Here is a 15,688-nt window from a genome sequence, read left to right as displayed (position 1 = left end):
AGGGCAGAGGCCGCCCCAGTTTCGCGTACGCCGTACTCCGAGAGCGAGCCGTTTTCCTCAAGCCGGGGTCAAACCCGGGGCGGACGGCCGCGTGCCCACGCCGGTCTCACTCCGGGCGCGCACCCCCGAAGGCCCCGGGGTGGATCTGATCCCTGGTGGCCCGGTACTGCTGACGCACGGCCCCGCCGACCGCCAGCTCATCGCCCGGCTCCAGCACCTGGGCGGCAGCGCCCTGCCAGGCCGGGGGCGTACGCGGATCGAGGGCGCCCTGCGAGACGCCGAGCGCCCAGGCGGCCTGCCGGGCCGCGCCGATCGCCGCGTACTGGGCGGGCTGCGGTACGACGACCTGCGTGCCGAACACGGCGGGAGCCAGCGCCTGTACGGCGGGCAGCTCGGCGGCGGCCCCCAGCAGGAACACGCGCCGCACCTCCACGCCCCGCCCGCGCAGGACGTCCATGGCGTCGGCCAGCGAGCAGAGCATCCCCTCGAACGCGGCCCGCGCCAGATGCTCGGGCTTCATCGACTCGCGCCGCAGCCCGCTGAGGGTGCCCGCGGTGTGGGGGAGCTGCGGGGTGCGCTCGCCTTCCAGATAGGGCAGCAACACCAGCCCGGAAGCCCCGGGCGTGGACTTCAGCGCCAGCGCGGACAGCTCGTCCAGCCCCTCCACCCCCAGCATCTCGGCGGTCCCGCGCAGCGCACGTACGGCGTTGGACGTGTGGACGACGGGCAGATGCAGCCCTGTGGCGTCGGCGAACGAGGTGATCATCCCGGTGGAGTCGGCGAGCGCCTCGTGGTGCACGGCCATCACGGACCCGGAGGCCCCCAGCGACACGACCGCGTCGCCCACCGCGACCCCGAGCCCGAAGGCCGCGGCCATGATCTCGCCGGTGCCCGCGGAGATCAGCAGCCCTTCGGGCGTCGTCCCGGCGGAGTCGGCGGGCCCGAGCACCTCGGGCAGCGCGGCGGAGTGCCCGAGGGCGAGCTCCACCAGATCGGGCCGGTAGGACGCGGACCCGGCCGACCAGTACCCCGTACCCGAGGCGGCGCCCCGGTCGGTGGTCCGGCGGGCGGGCCGCCCGAGCAGCTGCCACACGAGCCAGTCGTGCGGCTGGAGCACGGCGGCCACCCGCTGGGCGTTCTCCGGCTCGGTCCGCGCCAGCCACCGCAGCTTCGCCACGGGCTGCGCGGCCTGCGGCACGGCCCCGACGGCCTCGGCCCAGGCCTGCCGCCCGCCCAGCGAGTCGACCAGATCGGCCGCCGCGACCTGCGCCCGCCGGTCGTTGCCGAGCAGCGCGGGACGTACGAGGTTGCCCTGCTGGTCCAGCGGTACGAGCCCGTGCTGCTGGGCGGCGACCCCGATGGCCTGCACCCCTTCGAGCAGCCCGCCGGAGGCCGCCTCGCCGAGTGAGAGCAGCCAGGCCTGCGGATCGACCTCGGCGGCCTTGGCCTCGACCGGATGCGCGGCATACCCCTGCCGCAGCACGGCGCCCGTGTCCGTGTCGCAGACGACGATGTGAGTGAAGGCGGAAGAACTGTCCAGCCCCGCGACTATGCCCATGGGGAGATTCTGCCGCACGCCGCGAGTTTCCCGTAACGACCGCCGCGGGCCCGGGGCCCCTGAGCTAGGTGTTGGTGGTCCCCCAGTCGTCCTCACCGTTCTGGCTGCTGCGGTCCCGCAGCGACCGGACGCGGTCGGCGACGGAGGCGGGCACCTTGTCCCCGACCTTGTCGCTGACCGAGTGGTACGCCTTGCCCGCGATGTCCCGGCCGCTGTGCGCGGCACTCTCGGCGGCGTTGCGCACGGCGGGGTTCTCCGCGAACTGCCGGACCGACTTCTTCAACTGCTCGTAACGCTCGCGCCCGGCTCGCGTGCCGAGCACGTATCCGAGCGCCACTCCGGCGATGAACGTGAGCCGGTACCGCATGGCTGCCACCCTTCCTGCGCTTGGTGCGACGTGTGCAGCCCGCCTACCCGTGAGCACCCGAGATCATCCCGGGCGATACCGATTGGCGGAGCACCCCCCTGCTTGCGCTAATGTATGTGTCGCAGCGAACGCGCGCCGCCCGGCAGCCGCCAGGCAGGTACGATTCGAGGCACCGCAGCAATCCCCTGTAGCTCAATTGGCAGAGCAGCCGGCTGTTAACCGGCAGGTTACTGGTTCGAGTCCAGTCGGGGGAGCGCGATCCCCTGTAGCTCAATTGGCAGAGCATTCGGCTGTTAACCGGAGGGTTACTGGTTCGAGTCCAGTCGGGGGAGCGATGCGGAAGAGGACCCTTCGGGGTCCTTTTTCGCGTGCCCACTCGCCGCCTGCCGACCCCCGAGCCCCGCGGAATGACACTTTCGGGTCACCTCGCCCTCACCCGGAACCGGGCAGCACGCAGCGCCGTCCTCAAGATCAGGCGAAGTCGGCCATCCGAAGCAAGAGATCGTATGACCGGCTATGCTGCGGCAGACGGGGCGCACACTTGTACGCGCCACGCCGAAACGGGGCGGTAGCTCAGCCGGTTAGAGCAGCGGACTCATAATCCGTCGGCCGTGGGTTCGAGTCCCACCCGCCCCACACAAGCGGTCGCTGGCAGGAACGTTCCCACCAGCATCGGAGCGCCCCAACTGGGTTGGACCAGGGTGGGGCGCTTCCGCGTTTCAGGGGCCCCGCGTGAGCGGTGCGTGAGCGGTGCGTGAGCGGCTGTGTCGGAGCCCCCCCCCGAACGGGGCGGGCGCGGGGAGCGGCCGACTCGGCCTTCCTGGCCACCTCCTGGTCGACCTGAGGCAGCAGGCCCGTGCACGTGTCACCTGCCAGCTGGATCGTCCCGCGCCGCAGCGTCTCCTTGATCGCGTGCAGGCCCCCGCCGCCCGCGTGGGTCAGCGTGGCCGCCACGTGCCGCAGGTCCCGCAGGTTGATCGGCGGCAGGTCCGCCTCCCGCGTCAGCCGGCGGAAGACGTCCGGCGCCTTCTCCGGGCGCAGCCACGTCCCGTCCTGGACGAACACCCTTCGGGTCTCCGTCCACGGCAGCCGCTTCTCCTCGCACACGGCCCGCTCCAGAGCCTGGCGCTCCCGGTGCTCCCGCGGCGCCTCGACCATGGCCGGTCCGAGTGGGAGCAGCGCTCGTGTGTGCCCCGGGTCAGCCGAGGGCGTCGATGGCCTTCACGATCAGGGCGTGCCGTACACGGCGGTCTGCCGCAGCTCCTCGAACGCCTTCGCGTACAGGGCGATCACGCTGGGCTGGGTGATGCGGACCCGGGCGGAGAGCAGCTCGACGGAGACGAGTGAGTTGTCGTAGACGTGGAACGTCTCACGCGGCCACTGCTCGCGGTACGCGGTGGTCGGGATCGTGCCGAGCGACACGGCGGGCTGGGCCCCGGCGGTGAGGAGGTCGTCCCGCAACGGAAGCTCCAGCATCAGCGTCCCGAACGGCTCGGGGAACTCCCGTACCTCCTCGGCGCTCGGCAGCCGGGGCGCGGACGTCGGATGCACCGTGCGCAGCCCGCTCACCGAGCCGAGCGCCCCGCCCTCGTGCAGCTCCGGGTGGGACAGGGGATGCAGCGCCACGGTCGCGTCGCGCGTGCGCCCCGCCCAGCACCGCAGGGCGACCTGCTGGGCCATCGTGCCGGTCGGGAAGAACGCCGCCGCCTCCGTCCCCAGCACCCCGGCCGCCCGCGAGGCCGACCGCAGCGAACCCCTCACCCCGCACCCCGATTCGTGATCCGGTATTCCTGAACGAGGAGGACGACATTCCGTGTCGGCCAAACGCGGCGTGTACTTCCTGGCCGACGACGGCATCGTCGACTTGGCCACCGCGTTCCTCAACAGCTTTCGCCGCACTGCCCGCGGCACGTGCCCTCGCGCCACACATGAAACCTGACGCTGAACAAGCGCCCTTGAACTACCTCATGGTCACTTCCGGCCTTCGCCATACCAGCCTGCACCAACTGCGCGGCATCACCGGCGACCGAACCATCCCGGCCGAGGTGTTCGCCTGGGCGCCGGGTGTCCAGGCGCGGGAGGGTGGGATCGTGCGCCCCGCCGTACCCCTGGCCCTGCTGGTGCACTGGACCGATCCCGTGAAACCGACCCGGACGGGACCAGGCGTCGATCCCGCTCTACGACCTGTGGAGTCACTACCGGGACGGCCGCGAATCGGCCGAGGTGCGGCCGAACTCCCACCGGAGCTGGACGAACAGCACGGCTGTCGCTTGGAACTGGTTCATCTGCATGCGCCAGGAAGTACGCTCAGAAATCGACTGCGGGTCCGTAATGGCTACACAGAAGCGAACTGCGTGACCGTCTGGAAGAGACCCTTCAACGCCACGTGGCCGGCTTTGAGGTGCCGCGTGGAGATGGAAGGGGACGCAGCCGGTCGGAAACGGGCGGCTATGCCCGCCGTTTCGACGTCACCGCAGGTGAGCGGCGCCACCCTGCTGGGTCGAGTCCCGCTTGCCGTGCTTTCCGGGACGTTCTCGCGCAACGGACGCTGGGCGGAGGTGCGGCGAACGCGGCCCTCGGCCCAGCCGGGGCGGGGCGACGTGACAGCGGTGGCGGCCCGTGGGCAGCGCTCGTTGCGGCGATCACCAATCTACTCTCACGTCACGGTAGATTTATGGACGGTGAAGATGCCGGACGGGCGACGCGAGGCGGCGTAGCCGTGGGCGAACGGCTGATGAGGATCGGAGGTGGCGCGGTGAACGCCACGAGTGAGTGGGCCGCCGGTGAGGCGGCCAGGCGGCGTACGTTCGCGGTGATCAGTCACCCGGACGCGGGCAAGTCGACGTTGACCGAGGCGCTGGCGCTGCACGCCCACGCGATCACGTCGGCGGGGGCGGTGCACGGCAAGTCCGGGCGGCGCGGTGTGGCGTCGGACTGGATGGAGATGGAGAAGACCCGCGGTATCTCCGTGACCTCCGCCGTTCTGCAGTTCGCCTATCGGGACCGCGTGCTGAACCTGCTGGATACTCCGGGGCACGCGGACTTCTCCGAGGACACCTACCGGGTGCTGGCGGCCGTGGACTGCGCGGTCATGCTGATCGACGCGGCCAAGGGCCTGGAGGAGCAGACCCGCAAGCTCTTCGACGTCTGCCGCCACCGCGGCATCCCCGTGATCACGTTCATCAACAAGTGGGACCGGCCCGGCCGTGAGGCCCTTGAGCTGCTGGACGAGATCGAGCGCGAGTTCCGGCTCAGGCCCACCCCGGTGAACTGGCCGGTCGGCACGGCAGGCTACCTGCGCGGTCTGGTCGACGTACGCGAGCCGGAGCGGATGCTGCGTTACACCCGCACCCCCGGCGGCGCGCACGAAGCCTCCGAAGAGGTGGTTCCCGCCGAGCGGGCGGCGTTCGAGGAGGGTGCCGACTGGGAACAGGCCGTGGAGGAGCTCCAGTTGCTGGAGGCGGACGGCGCCCAGTTCGACCGGGCCTCGTTCCTGGCGGGCGGCTCCACACCGGTGTTCTTCGGCGCCGCGGTCTCCAACATCGGCGTACGGCTCCTCCTGGACGCCATCGTCGACCTCGCCCCGCCACCGGGGGCGCGAGAACTCGAAGGCGGTGGCAGCAGGTCCGTCGACGCCCCGTTCTCCGGGCTGGTGTTCAAGGTGCAGGCGAACATGGACCCGGCCCACCGGGACCGGATCGCCTTCCTGCGCGTGTGTTCGGGCGTCTTCGAGAGAGGCGCGACCGTCACCCGCGCTTCGTCCGGGAAGCCGTTCGCGACCAAGTACGCCCACAGCGTCTTCGGCCAGGACCGCTCCATGGTCGACACCGCCTACCCGGGCGACGTCGTCGGACTGGTCAACGCCGCGGCCCTGCGCGTCGGGGACACCCTCTACGACGGTCCGCCGGCCTTGTTCCCGCCCATGCCGACCTTCGCCCCCGAACACTTCGCGGTCGCACGACCGGTCGACATCAGCCGCTCCAAGCAGTTCCGCCGTGGCATCGCCCAGCTCGACGAGGAAGGCGTCGTGCAGGTCCTCGTCAGCGACGCACGCGGCGACCAGGCCCCGGTCCTGGCGGCGGTGGGGCCGATGCAGTTCGACGTCGTCTCCGCCCGGATGGCGGGGGAGTTCTCCGCACCCGTACGCCTGGAAGTGCTGCCCTACCACCTGGCGCGGGCCACCGACGCGGCCGGAGCGGACACCCTCAACCGCTCCCAGCTCGTCAAGGGGGAGGCGCTGACCAGGATCCGCGACAAGGCACAGCTCGCGCTGTTCCCCGACCGCTGGCAGGCGAACTCCTTCCAGCGGCAGTTCCCCGACGCCAGCCTGGAAACCCTCCTGGCCGCCCACGAGTAACACCCCCTCCGGATGCCGCAGGGCGGGGACGATCTGCGGCTGCATGCGGTGACCGAACCCGACATGGCCTGCGCACTCCGTGGGAAACAGCCCTTGGAGAGGGTTCGTAGGCTGGTCAGCACACCAAACGACCGGAGGTTCAGTGTCCAGCCATCCCGGCGTACGCGCGCTGTCAGGCCTGCTCACGCCGTGCAGACAAAGCAGCGAAGGAGCCCCCCATGATGTGGCCGGAGTAGCAGAAGCTGAACGGCGGCTCAGGATACGGCTGCCCTCGGACTACATCGCCTTCATAGAGACCTACGGGGCTGGCGGGATCGGCGGAGACTCGCTGTGGATACCCCCGCCGTACCGCGCAGCCGGAGGCGACAGTGTGGTCGCCATGGCCGAACTCTTCTGGGAACAGGCCCCCGAGTTCTACTCCCGTTGGCTGCCCGCCGAAGTAGGCGCCGACATGCTGCTTCGGTGGGGTTTCATAGAGGACGGCACCCACCTGTTCTGGCTGATGACAGGCAACGACAGTGACGCCTGGCCCATCGCCGACCTCGACGAGGACGGCGGCCCCCTCACTGTCCACGAAGACGGGTTCGCCGCCTACGTGCGACGTTGGTGCACCCCTGCCTCCGGCCTCACCGAGGAAGCGATGCAGTTCATGCATTGGCGCGAATACGACCACCTCTTGGACCAGGGCCTCGACCCCTCTACAGGCCTCCCCTGGGATATCTGAACGGGAGTGCCGCTCGTCGCGAAATTCGGCCGGCTACTGCTTCCTGGTGAAGCTGTCGGTGTCGGCCTCGGTGAGGATGTCGAGGTTGAGCAGGCGTTTCAGTTCGGCGCGGGTGCCTTCGATGTTCTTCGGCAGTAGTTCGTGGTCGAGGGCCTCGCAGACGTCGCGGGCCCGTAGTGGTCCGGCCTCATCGAAGACGGCGAGGATGCGGGGGTAGTCCGGGTGCTCGGCAGGTCCGGCGGGGCGACCGGGAGCCGGTCCGGGAGTGCGGTGACGGTCTTCCGTGTGATCGCGAGGTGTTCGAGGTGGATCTCGGCCTTCCGCAGCCGGGCCTGAAGCTCGCCGATCCGGGGGTGGAGGTCGTCGGCCATGGCCCGGGCGGCGTCTTCCTGGATGCCGACGCGTCGAGCAGGGGCTGGATGTTCACGGTCACCGTCTGCGCGCGTCGCGCCAGGTGGGGTGTTCGCGCCGGTGAGACGGCGGGCCGTGACGTGGGTCATCGCCCAGTAGGCGTGGGAGGTGGAGGAGGCCGGGCGGTGCTCGTAGTCGTGGACCAGGCGCCGGTGCAGTATCAGGATCCCGTAGGCCTGCTCGTCCCTTCACGGCTTCGGCTGCGGACCGGCAGAGTCCGCCCGAACCCACACAGTCAGGCGAGGTCAAAATAGGCACAAAGGAACATGAATCACGGCCTCAGTAGGCGAACTCGGGTGCCTGATAGGGAGCCCACCAGCTCGTCAGACCCCAGATCCCCAGGGCGATCGCGGTGACCGAGACCAGGGCGGCGAGCCACGGGCGATGGAACCGGCGCAAGGCGAGCGACCAGAAGGCGAGCGCCACCAGGGCGCCCCCCGCGGCGACGAGCGGTAGGTCCACGTAGAGCACGCTGAGGTCCTGATGACGCCCATCGAATCCGCCCTCCACACTGACCCTCGCCAGCGGTGCCCAGGCCAGCAGCGCCACTGAGGAACCCAGACCGGCGACAAGGAAACCAGCAAGACCCTTGATTTCTTCCTTCACGACAGGTCGGACGCCACAGCCCGTCTCGCAGTTCCCGAGTCTGCCGACTCCACCGCGCGCAGAGAAATCGGCCGCCACCGACCCCTGATGGACTAGCCGCCAGAAACGGGCATCAACTGACGAACCGACCGCTTAGGTCATGGCAGGCGTGGTGGATTGCGCTTCGTGAGAACGAACTCGGAGGGGTGTTCTCGCAGAAGGGCCGACCGTACGCTGCGAGGCATGACAGCAACCTCTGGGCGATATCACCGTACGTGCCGGCCCCCGCACGGCCGACGAGGAGACCCCGGATGGGGTGTGGCGGCGGGCTGACGACATCGGTGTGCAGGGCGGGCTCCGCCGCAGCGCTCTTGCGGCCACGCCGGACGTGCGCCGGAGGTGCCGGGGCGCGGCGCTCCGGGACCGGCCCTGCTGGGCGTCTTCGACGTGGCGTCCGAGAAGGGGCGATCTCCCGCTCCGTGGTGCGGCCGGTGCGGTGGCGGGCCCCCGGTACAGGCAGCGGGCCGAGCCCGGCAGATGAGATGACGACGACGGTCCTGCGTTCTGGCTACGGCCGGGACGACGATCGCCGTGCCGCCGCCGGGCCGGCCCTCCGGCACCCCGTTCATGACGGTGTCGTTCTCGGTGGCCACCACGGTGTGGAGTAGCCCAGGCGCCGCTCGGACACGGCGACCAGGTCCCCGGAGCGGGTCCTTGGGACCCAGAGGCGCGACGCCGAACAGCGAGCAGATCGTGCGCAAGCCGGACAAGCCCTGGAGGAGCAGCATGCGCAAACCGTCCGCCGATCGTGTGCTGACGGCGCTGATGGGTCTCGTCTCCCTGTTCGTCGGCGCGTCTCTCGCCCTGGTGGCCTACGTCCTCGCCGGAAAGATCGGTGAGGACCACCGCGCGACCCTGGACCGCCGGGTCACCGCGGTGGTCTTCGACAAACGCGTGGTGAACGAGGGCGGCGGACCGAACGGCGGCACCCGGACGGACACCCTGGTCAGGTACGAGCTCGGAGACAAGCGCTACACCTCCACGCTCAGACGCGGCAGTTCGGGCGGCGAGGTCGGGGACACCGTGGAGGTGGCCTACGACTCCGAACGGCCCGATCGCCCGTACACCGTCGCCTACGCCGAGTCCGAACCGCCGAGCAACGCATCACGCATCACGGGTGTCGTCCTCTGCTCCCTCTTCGCCCTCGCCATGCTCGGCGGAGGGGCTCTCCTCCTCTTGACCGGAGGAGGCCTCTGACCGACCGGGGCAGGGGCCGCCCCGCCGCGCGCAGCGGGGCGGCGCATGCGACGGGACGCATCGTGAAGGAGTTCATCACAGCCTCTGACCGCCCCTCCTGCCCCTGCATCCGATTCAACCGTGAGGACTCGTCGAAAGCCCCCAGTAGCGCGGACGGGCGGATGAAGGGCAGCTCGACCGAGTGGGCGCGGAAGCGCACAGGGGATACCCGGCGCAGTGACAGGGCGCGAGAGGCTATGGACGACGTCGGAGTTCCCGGACCGGCCGTTCGGAAGGCCGGACATACCGGTGACCCCACCTGCGACCAGGAGGCCGAGCAGTGAGCGCCCTCATCGACCGGCGCTGCCCTTGACGGCCACGTAGACGGTGTTGGTCGAGGTGCCGCCTCGCAGCGGGTTGGGGAACTCCACCACGTGGGCGGCGGTGTTCTGGAAGGCGTTGGCGAGGAGGGAGACGAAGTCGTCGTCGGGCGGGTCGTTGGACCACAGGGCGAAGACGCCTCCGGGGTGGAGGAGGCGGGAGAGGGCGCTCAGGCCCTCCGGCCGGTAGAGAGCGGCATGGCTCGGGTGCAGCACATGGCGGGGGGAGTGGTCGACGTCCAGCAGGATGGCGTGGAAGAGGCGTCCCTCCGCTTGCGGGTCCAGCCCACGGCCCTCACGCACCATGGCGAAGAAGTCGCCCCGCACCAGTCGGCAGCGGTCGTCCGAGCCGAGCGCCGTGCCGAGCGGTACCAGACCGCGTCGGTGCCAGTCGATGACCTCGCCGAGGGTGTCGACGACGATCAGCGAGCGGACGCCCGGCTCCTGTAGCGCGGCGTGTGCGGTGTACCCGAGGCCGAGGCCGCCGACGGCGACATCGAGGCCGGGGTGGTGCGCGAGCGGGGCGAGGCCCAGTCGGGCGAGGGCGATCTCGCCCTCGGTGAAGAGGCTGGACATCAGGAACTCGTCCCCGAGCTTCACCTCGTACACGTCGTCTCCCGACGAGGGGTCGCGTCGGCGCCGCAGGCTGATGTCGCCGATCGGTGTCGGCTTCCAGTCGAGTTCCTCGAAGCGGGTGGTCATGGTGGGGGTCTCCTCCGGTCGGCGACGCGGTGTCAGGCGTCGATGACGACGGGGATGATCAGGGGCTTGCGGCGGTGGCTGCGGAAGGCCCAGGAGGCGACGGCGCGAGCGATGCGCTGTTCGAGCTGGTGGTGGTCGCCGATGCCCTCTTCGGCCGCCGCGGCCAGGGTCTTCTCGATGAGCGGGATCACGGGCTCGAAGGTGGTGTCGTCGTGCTCGAATCCGCGGGCGAGGAAGTCGGGCGCCTCGGCGAGCCGCCCGGTGTCGGCGTCGACGATCGCCACGATGGTGACCACGCCCTCCTCCGCCAGGACGCGGCGGTCCTTCAGGGACGCCTCGGTCGCGCCTCCGACGGTCATCCCGTCGACGTACACATAGCCGGCCGGGACCTTTCCGGTGATCGAGGCGCGCCCGTCGACGAGGTCGACGACGACACCGTCCTCGGCGATGATCACGCGGTCCGGTGCGACGCCGGTGCGGATGGCGAGGTCGGCGTTGGCCCGCATGTGCTTCCACTCGCCGTGGACGGGCATGACATGGCGGGGCTTGACGATGTTGTAGCAGTAGACCAGTTCCCCCGCGCTGGCGTGGCCGGAGACGTGGACCTTGGCATTGCCCTTGTGGACGACGTTGGCGCCCCAGCGGGTCAGCCCGTTGATCACCCGGTAGATGGCGTTCTCGTTGCCCGGGATGAGGGAGCTGGCGAGCAGGACGGTGTCGCCCTGCCCGATGCGGATCGAGTGATCACGGTTGGCCATGCGGGAGAGGGCGGCCATCGGCTCGCCCTGCGAGCCCGTGCAGACCAGGGTGATCTTGTGGTCGGGCAGCTTCTCCAGCTCCCTTGCCTCGACCACGAGGCCCGGCGGCGTCCTCAGATAGCCCAGCTCGCGGGCGATGCCCATGTTGCGGACCATGGACCGGCCCACGAAGGCGACCTTCCGCCCGTGCTGATGCGCGGCGTCGAGGACCTGCTGGATACGGTGGACGTGGCTGGCGAAGCTGGAGACGATGACCCGGCGCGGGGCGGTCCGCATCACGTGTTCGATCGCGGGGTTCAGCTCGCGCTCGGACGTGGTGAAACCGGGCACCTCGGCATTGGTGGAGTCGGTCAGGAACAGGTCGACACCCTCCTCACCGAGCCGGGCGAACGCGCGCAGGTCGGTGATGCGGTCGTCCAGCGGGAACTGGTCCATCTTGAAGTCACCGGTGTGCAGGACCATCCCGGCACCGGTGCGGATGGCGACCGCGAGACCGTCGGGGATGGAGTGGTTGACCGCCACGAACTCACAGCCGAAAGGCCCGAAGTCGCGCCGCTCCCCTTCCTTCACCCGCACCGTCGTGGGCTTGATGTGGTGCTCCTTGAGCTTGGCCTCAAGGAAGGCGAGCGTCAGCTTCGAGCCGATGACGGGGATGTCCCGGCGTTCTCGCAGCAGGTAGGGCACGCCACCGATGTGGTCCTCGTGTCCATGGGTGAGGACCACGCCGACGACGTCGTCCAGACGGTCCCGGATCGACGTGAAGTCGGGCAGGATCACGTCGACGCCGGGCTGGGTCTCCTCGGGGAACAGCACACCGCAGTCGACGATCAGCAGCTTGCCGGCGTACTCGAAGACGGTCATGTTGCGGCCGATCTCTCCCAGACCGCCCAGGGCGACGACCCTCAGCCCTCCTGAGACGAGAGGAGGGGCGGGTTTCAGATCAGGATGTGGATGGCTCATACGCTGACGCTACCGGAGAGTTACGGGGATGATCCATTGCAGTGCGGGACTCCGGCCTCCTGACGACCCACGCGAGGGGACGAGGGCTCGGGACCGTCCACTTCGAAGCCGATGGTGATGAGGCGCTGGTGGCGCGCTCGGCCGAGGCATCACGACAGGCCTCAGCACTCGGGCCCGGGCGCGTGACCCTGTGCGGCCAGGTCGACGTCGATCGCGGTAACGCCCGCTGTCAGCTCCGCGCGCCAGCACCTCGCAACGTCTCGCTCAGAGCCTGGCTGCGGCCGTCGCGGGGCTTGAGCCGATGGAGGGCTTTCTCCACCTCGACAGCACGTATCCCCTGGGTTCGTACCACGGGGATACGTGCTCGGGAGTGTGCGAGCACGGTGCTGTCCAGGGTGATGCCTCTGCTGTTCAGCAGAGACGAACGCACGCCGGCGATCGCTACGCGGCCGGCTGTCGTCAATGCGCGCCATCCACATCGGACACGCAAATCTACTCTCACGAGAGGGTACTGTGGGGTCGGCGGCGGCCTACGCGACTGGTTCCGCCAGGGGAGCTGCGTTCGAGGCGGAGGTGGGCGTGGGGTGAGTGGCATCCCTCGGCGTCATCGATGCCGGTCACATGCCCGTAGGGGGCGAACGGCAGGAATCAGTGCGGGGAACTGCATCCGGCCCCGAGGGCCGTACCGTCAGGAACTCTGGGCATCGAGCCTGCGGCGCAGTGTGGCGGCGAAGTCCTCCGCGGCCATGAGCTGGGCGCGCAGCGTCTCGCAGCGTGCGTCGGCCACCTTGCGGTACGAGTCCAGCCGCTCGTGCAGACGTTCCCGCTCCTCGGCTGTAGGCGCGTCGTCCGCTGCGATGCGGTCGACGATCTCCAGGAGGTCCCGCATCTCCTCCAGCGAGAAGTCCAGCGGCTTCATGCGGCGAATCACCATCAGGCGGCCGATGTCCGTCTCGGTGTACAGACGGAAACCTCCCTTGCTGCGGGCGGAGGGGATGACCAGACCGACTTCCTCGTAGTGCCGGATCGTGCGGAGCGACAAGCCGGTCCGCTCAGCAACCTCGCCGATCTGCATCTGCCGCTCTGCCATCTCCGCGCCTGCCTCCTCTGTAACCGGCTGCTCTTCGAACGTTCGAAGAGCAGTCAGCATACGTGTCCGGAATCACATGATCCTCAGACGTATTTACCTGCATTTCACAAGCCGCAACTCGCACTCTGCCCTCACGTCAGGGTACGATTTGCAGAGAGCTGAGACCGCTGGGCAGACCTCGCTGTCGCTTGAGCCCCGGCCAGGGCCTCACAGGCTTATCGGGCAATGATGCCCGACTGTCAGCCACGAAGGCTGCCACCCGATCCGGCAGAGCCCCATCGACGCTGGGCTGCCGGGATTCCGCCCTCTGTGCGGATTCGAGAACGATGCGTGCGTGTCCAGACTGGTGGATGTGTGCGCCCGAACAGAAACGGTTGCATGTCTACACCGCTGTCCGCGGCTCCCAAGCTGCGTATGTCCAAGCCGGACTGGCTCGCCTCCCCGAAGGTCTTCCGTACCGAGGTGCTGGCGGGCCTCGTGGTGGCTCTGGCGCTGATCCCCGAGGCGATCTCCTTCTCGATCATCGCGGGTGTCGACCCGGCAATCGGCCTCTTCGCCTCCTTCACGATGGCCGTGGTCATCTCGATCGTGGGCGGCCGCAAGGCCATGATCTCCGCCGCCACCGGCGCCATAGCCCTGGTCATCGCACCCTTGAACCACCAGTACGGGCTCGGTTACCTGATCGCCGCCGTCATCCTCGGCGGCCTGATGCAGGTGGCTCTGGGCGCGCTCGGGGTCGCCAAGCTGATGCGGTTCGTGCCGCGCAGCGTGATGGTCGGCTTCGTCAACGCCCTCGCCATCCTGATCTTCATGGCGCAGGTCCCGGAGATGCGGGACGTTCCGTGGGCCGTCTACCCGCTGATCATCGGCGGTCTGGCCCTCATGGTGTTCTTCCCGAAGATCACCACGGTGATTCCCGCACCCCTGGTCGCCATCGTCACGCTGACCGTGATCACCGTCGCCGCCGGCATCGCCGTTCCCAACGTCGGCGACAAGGGCGATCTCCCGTCCTCGCTGCCGGTCCCCGGTCTGCCCGACGTGCCGTTCACCATGGACACCCTGACCACCATCGCCCCCTATGCCTTCGCGTTCGCGCTGGTGGGGCTGATGGAGTCGCTGATGACCGCGAAGCTCGTCGACGACATCACCGACACCCACTCGAACAAGACCCGCGAGTCCATCGGCCAGGGCATCGCCAACGTCGTGACCGGGTTCTTCGGCGGCATGGGCGGCTGCGCCATGATCGGCCAGACCATGATCAACGTGAAGACCTCCGGAGCGCGGACCCGCCTGTCCACCTTCCTCGCCGGTACCTTCCTGATGGTCCTGTGCATCGCGTTCGGCCCGGTCGTCTCGGACATCCCGATGGCCGCTCTCGTCGCGGTGATGATCCTGGTCTCCTTCGCCACCTTCGACTGGCATTCCATCCAGCCCAAGACGCTCCAGCGCATGCCGGTCGGCGAGACCACCGTCATGGTCGTCACCGTCGCCGCGGTGGTCGCCACCCACAACCTCGCCATCGGCGTCGTTCTCGGCTGCATCACCGCGATGGTGATCTTCGCGAAGCGGGTCGCCCACATCGCCGAGGTCTCCGGGGTCGTCGACCCGGACGGCAACCAGGTCGTCTACGCGGTCACCGGCGAGCTGTTCTTCGCCTCCTCCAACGACCTCGTCTACCAGTTCAACTACAAGGACGACCCCGACGACGTGATCATCGACCTCACCGATGCCCACATCTGGGACGCCTCCTCCGTCGCAGCCCTCGACGCCATCGAGACCAAATACGCCCAGCGCGGCAAGAAGGTCACGATCATCGGCCTCAACAAGGCCAGCGCCGAAATGCACGGCAAGCTCGCCGGCCAGCTCACCGCCGGCCACTGAGAAGACCGACGAGCCGCCCCTGACCGCCCCGGCAACGGACCGCGGGCAGGGGCGGCTTTGCCGTGCGAGGACTTGTGCCAGGCGCGCCGCGCCGTACGCGAACCGCACGCGGCCTCCGTGAGGCAGTCGCCGGCCCCGGGCATCGCAGGGCGTGCCGTCGCCACGGCCACCGGCGGGCGGCTGCCCGGGCACAGCGCGCCCGGCCCACCCGCCGTCGAGGCCGAGGCGGGGCTGCGCTGCCTGACCGGCCGGACAGGGCAGCCGTACCGTTCGACGAGCCCTGTGGCCACTTCCCGTAGCACGGTCGCGTTGTCGCGCGGCGCGGTGTCGGGGTGGACGAGCCTCCACTCCTTCCGGCCGGGCCGGAACCCCGCCGACACCGTACCGGCCGATGCGCCCCGGGCCTCCAGCACTCCACCGTCCCCGGGACCGCGGCCGCCGCACCGCAGCGGTGGTGTCACGCGATGGTCGTTAGCCCGCCCGGGGTGCCTGGGGCACGAGCTCGGCGCTGCGGCGGTGCGCCCCGTGGACCGACGGCCCCCGTACGGCCATGTTGCTGACACCGAGTCGATCCGCGCGGCACCGGCTGGAGGTGAAGGAGACCCGCGATGGTGGGTGGGCTGTGCATCCGCGGTGAGTGGCCATCGGCGGCGTGAGGTGGCAGGCCCCTGCGGTGACG

The 15,688-nt window shown here is 69.6% G+C and carries 11 protein-coding genes, 3 tRNA genes and 2 pseudogenes; 8 read left to right on the top strand and 8 right to left on the bottom strand.

Going from position 1 to position 15,688, the window contains the following annotated elements:
* Positions 1-106 precede the first annotated feature (106 nt).
* Positions 107-1,558 carry an FGGY family carbohydrate kinase gene (locus tag RI138_RS08620; RefSeq protein ID WP_311119435.1) on the bottom strand — a complete coding sequence of 484 codons (1,452 nt, stop codon included), beginning with the start codon at positions 1,556-1,558 and terminating at the stop codon, positions 107-109.
* A gap of 64 nt (positions 1,559-1,622) precedes the next feature.
* A complete protein-coding gene (locus RI138_RS08615) occupies positions 1,623-1,925 on the bottom strand; it encodes a hypothetical protein (RefSeq protein ID WP_096623215.1) in 303 nt (100 codons plus the stop codon).
* A gap of 181 nt (positions 1,926-2,106) precedes the next feature.
* On the opposite strand from RI138_RS08615, the gene RI138_RS08610 reads away from it, so the two are divergent.
* From RI138_RS08610 to RI138_RS08600, 3 genes are all read left to right on the top strand, one after another.
* Positions 2,107-2,179 (top strand) — tRNA-Asn (locus RI138_RS08610).
* Positions 2,180-2,184: 5 nt separating this feature from the next.
* A tRNA-Asn gene (locus RI138_RS08605) sits at positions 2,185-2,257 on the top strand.
* A 230-nt stretch (positions 2,258-2,487) separates the two neighbouring features.
* Positions 2,488-2,561, top strand: a tRNA-Ile gene (locus RI138_RS08600).
* An 816-nt stretch (positions 2,562-3,377) separates the two neighbouring features.
* Here the strand turns inward: RI138_RS08600 and RI138_RS08595 are convergent.
* Positions 3,378-3,659 (bottom strand): annotated as a pseudogene (locus tag RI138_RS08595) (beta-eliminating lyase-related protein); the annotation flags it as partial.
* A gap of 79 nt (positions 3,660-3,738) precedes the next feature.
* Between RI138_RS08595 and RI138_RS08590 the strand changes: the two are divergent.
* From RI138_RS08590 to RI138_RS08580, 3 genes are all read left to right on the top strand, one after another.
* Complete coding sequence (locus tag RI138_RS08590; protein ID WP_311119434.1) at positions 3,739-3,864, top strand: hypothetical protein; 126 nt, start codon at positions 3,739-3,741, stop codon at positions 3,862-3,864.
* Between the two features lie 816 nt (positions 3,865-4,680).
* Complete coding sequence (locus RI138_RS08585; RefSeq protein ID WP_311119433.1) at positions 4,681-6,282, top strand: peptide chain release factor 3; 1,602 nt, start codon at positions 4,681-4,683, stop codon at positions 6,280-6,282.
* A gap of 223 nt (positions 6,283-6,505) precedes the next feature.
* A complete protein-coding gene (locus tag RI138_RS08580) occupies positions 6,506-7,006 on the top strand; it encodes an SMI1/KNR4 family protein (RefSeq protein ID WP_311119432.1) in 501 nt (166 codons plus the stop codon).
* 429 nt (positions 7,007-7,435) lie between these two features.
* On the opposite strand, the pseudogene RI138_RS08575 reads toward RI138_RS08580, so the two are convergent.
* A pseudogene (locus RI138_RS08575) lies at positions 7,436-7,605 on the bottom strand (IS5/IS1182 family transposase); the annotation flags it as partial.
* A 91-nt stretch (positions 7,606-7,696) separates the two neighbouring features.
* Complete coding sequence (locus tag RI138_RS08570; protein ID WP_311119431.1) at positions 7,697-8,023, bottom strand: hypothetical protein; 327 nt, start codon at positions 8,021-8,023, stop codon at positions 7,697-7,699.
* A gap of 765 nt (positions 8,024-8,788) precedes the next feature.
* Here RI138_RS08570 and RI138_RS08565 point away from each other — a divergent pair.
* Positions 8,789-9,259, top strand: coding sequence for a DUF3592 domain-containing protein (locus RI138_RS08565; RefSeq protein ID WP_311119430.1), 471 nt, complete (start codon positions 8,789-8,791; stop codon positions 9,257-9,259).
* 329 nt (positions 9,260-9,588) lie between these two features.
* Here RI138_RS08565 and RI138_RS08560 read toward each other — a convergent pair whose 3' ends face one another.
* The 3 genes from RI138_RS08560 to RI138_RS08550 form a co-directional block, all read right to left on the bottom strand.
* Positions 9,589-10,320: a polyamine aminopropyltransferase gene (locus RI138_RS08560; protein ID WP_311119429.1), complete on the bottom strand. Its 732-nt coding sequence runs from the start codon at positions 10,318-10,320 to the stop codon at positions 9,589-9,591.
* Positions 10,321-10,352: 32 nt separating this feature from the next.
* On the bottom strand, positions 10,353-12,038 hold the full coding sequence (locus tag RI138_RS08555; RefSeq protein WP_311119428.1) for a ribonuclease J: 1,686 nt from the start codon (positions 12,036-12,038) through the stop codon (positions 10,353-10,355).
* Positions 12,039-12,726: 688 nt separating this feature from the next.
* Positions 12,727-13,128: a MerR family transcriptional regulator gene (locus tag RI138_RS08550; RefSeq protein ID WP_096623205.1), complete on the bottom strand. Its 402-nt coding sequence runs from the start codon at positions 13,126-13,128 to the stop codon at positions 12,727-12,729.
* A 378-nt stretch (positions 13,129-13,506) separates the two neighbouring features.
* Between RI138_RS08550 and RI138_RS08545 the strand changes: the two genes are divergently transcribed.
* Positions 13,507-15,009, top strand: coding sequence for a SulP family inorganic anion transporter (locus RI138_RS08545; protein ID WP_311119427.1), 1,503 nt, complete (start codon positions 13,507-13,509; stop codon positions 15,007-15,009).
* The last annotated feature ends 679 nt before the right edge of the window (positions 15,010-15,688 follow it).

This window comes from Streptomyces durocortorensis (genome assembly GCF_031760065.1).
GTDB lineage: Bacteria > Actinomycetota > Actinomycetes > Streptomycetales > Streptomycetaceae > Streptomyces.
The sequence above is the reverse complement of the archived record's forward strand: the minus strand, read 5'-3'. Positions and strand labels throughout refer to the sequence as shown.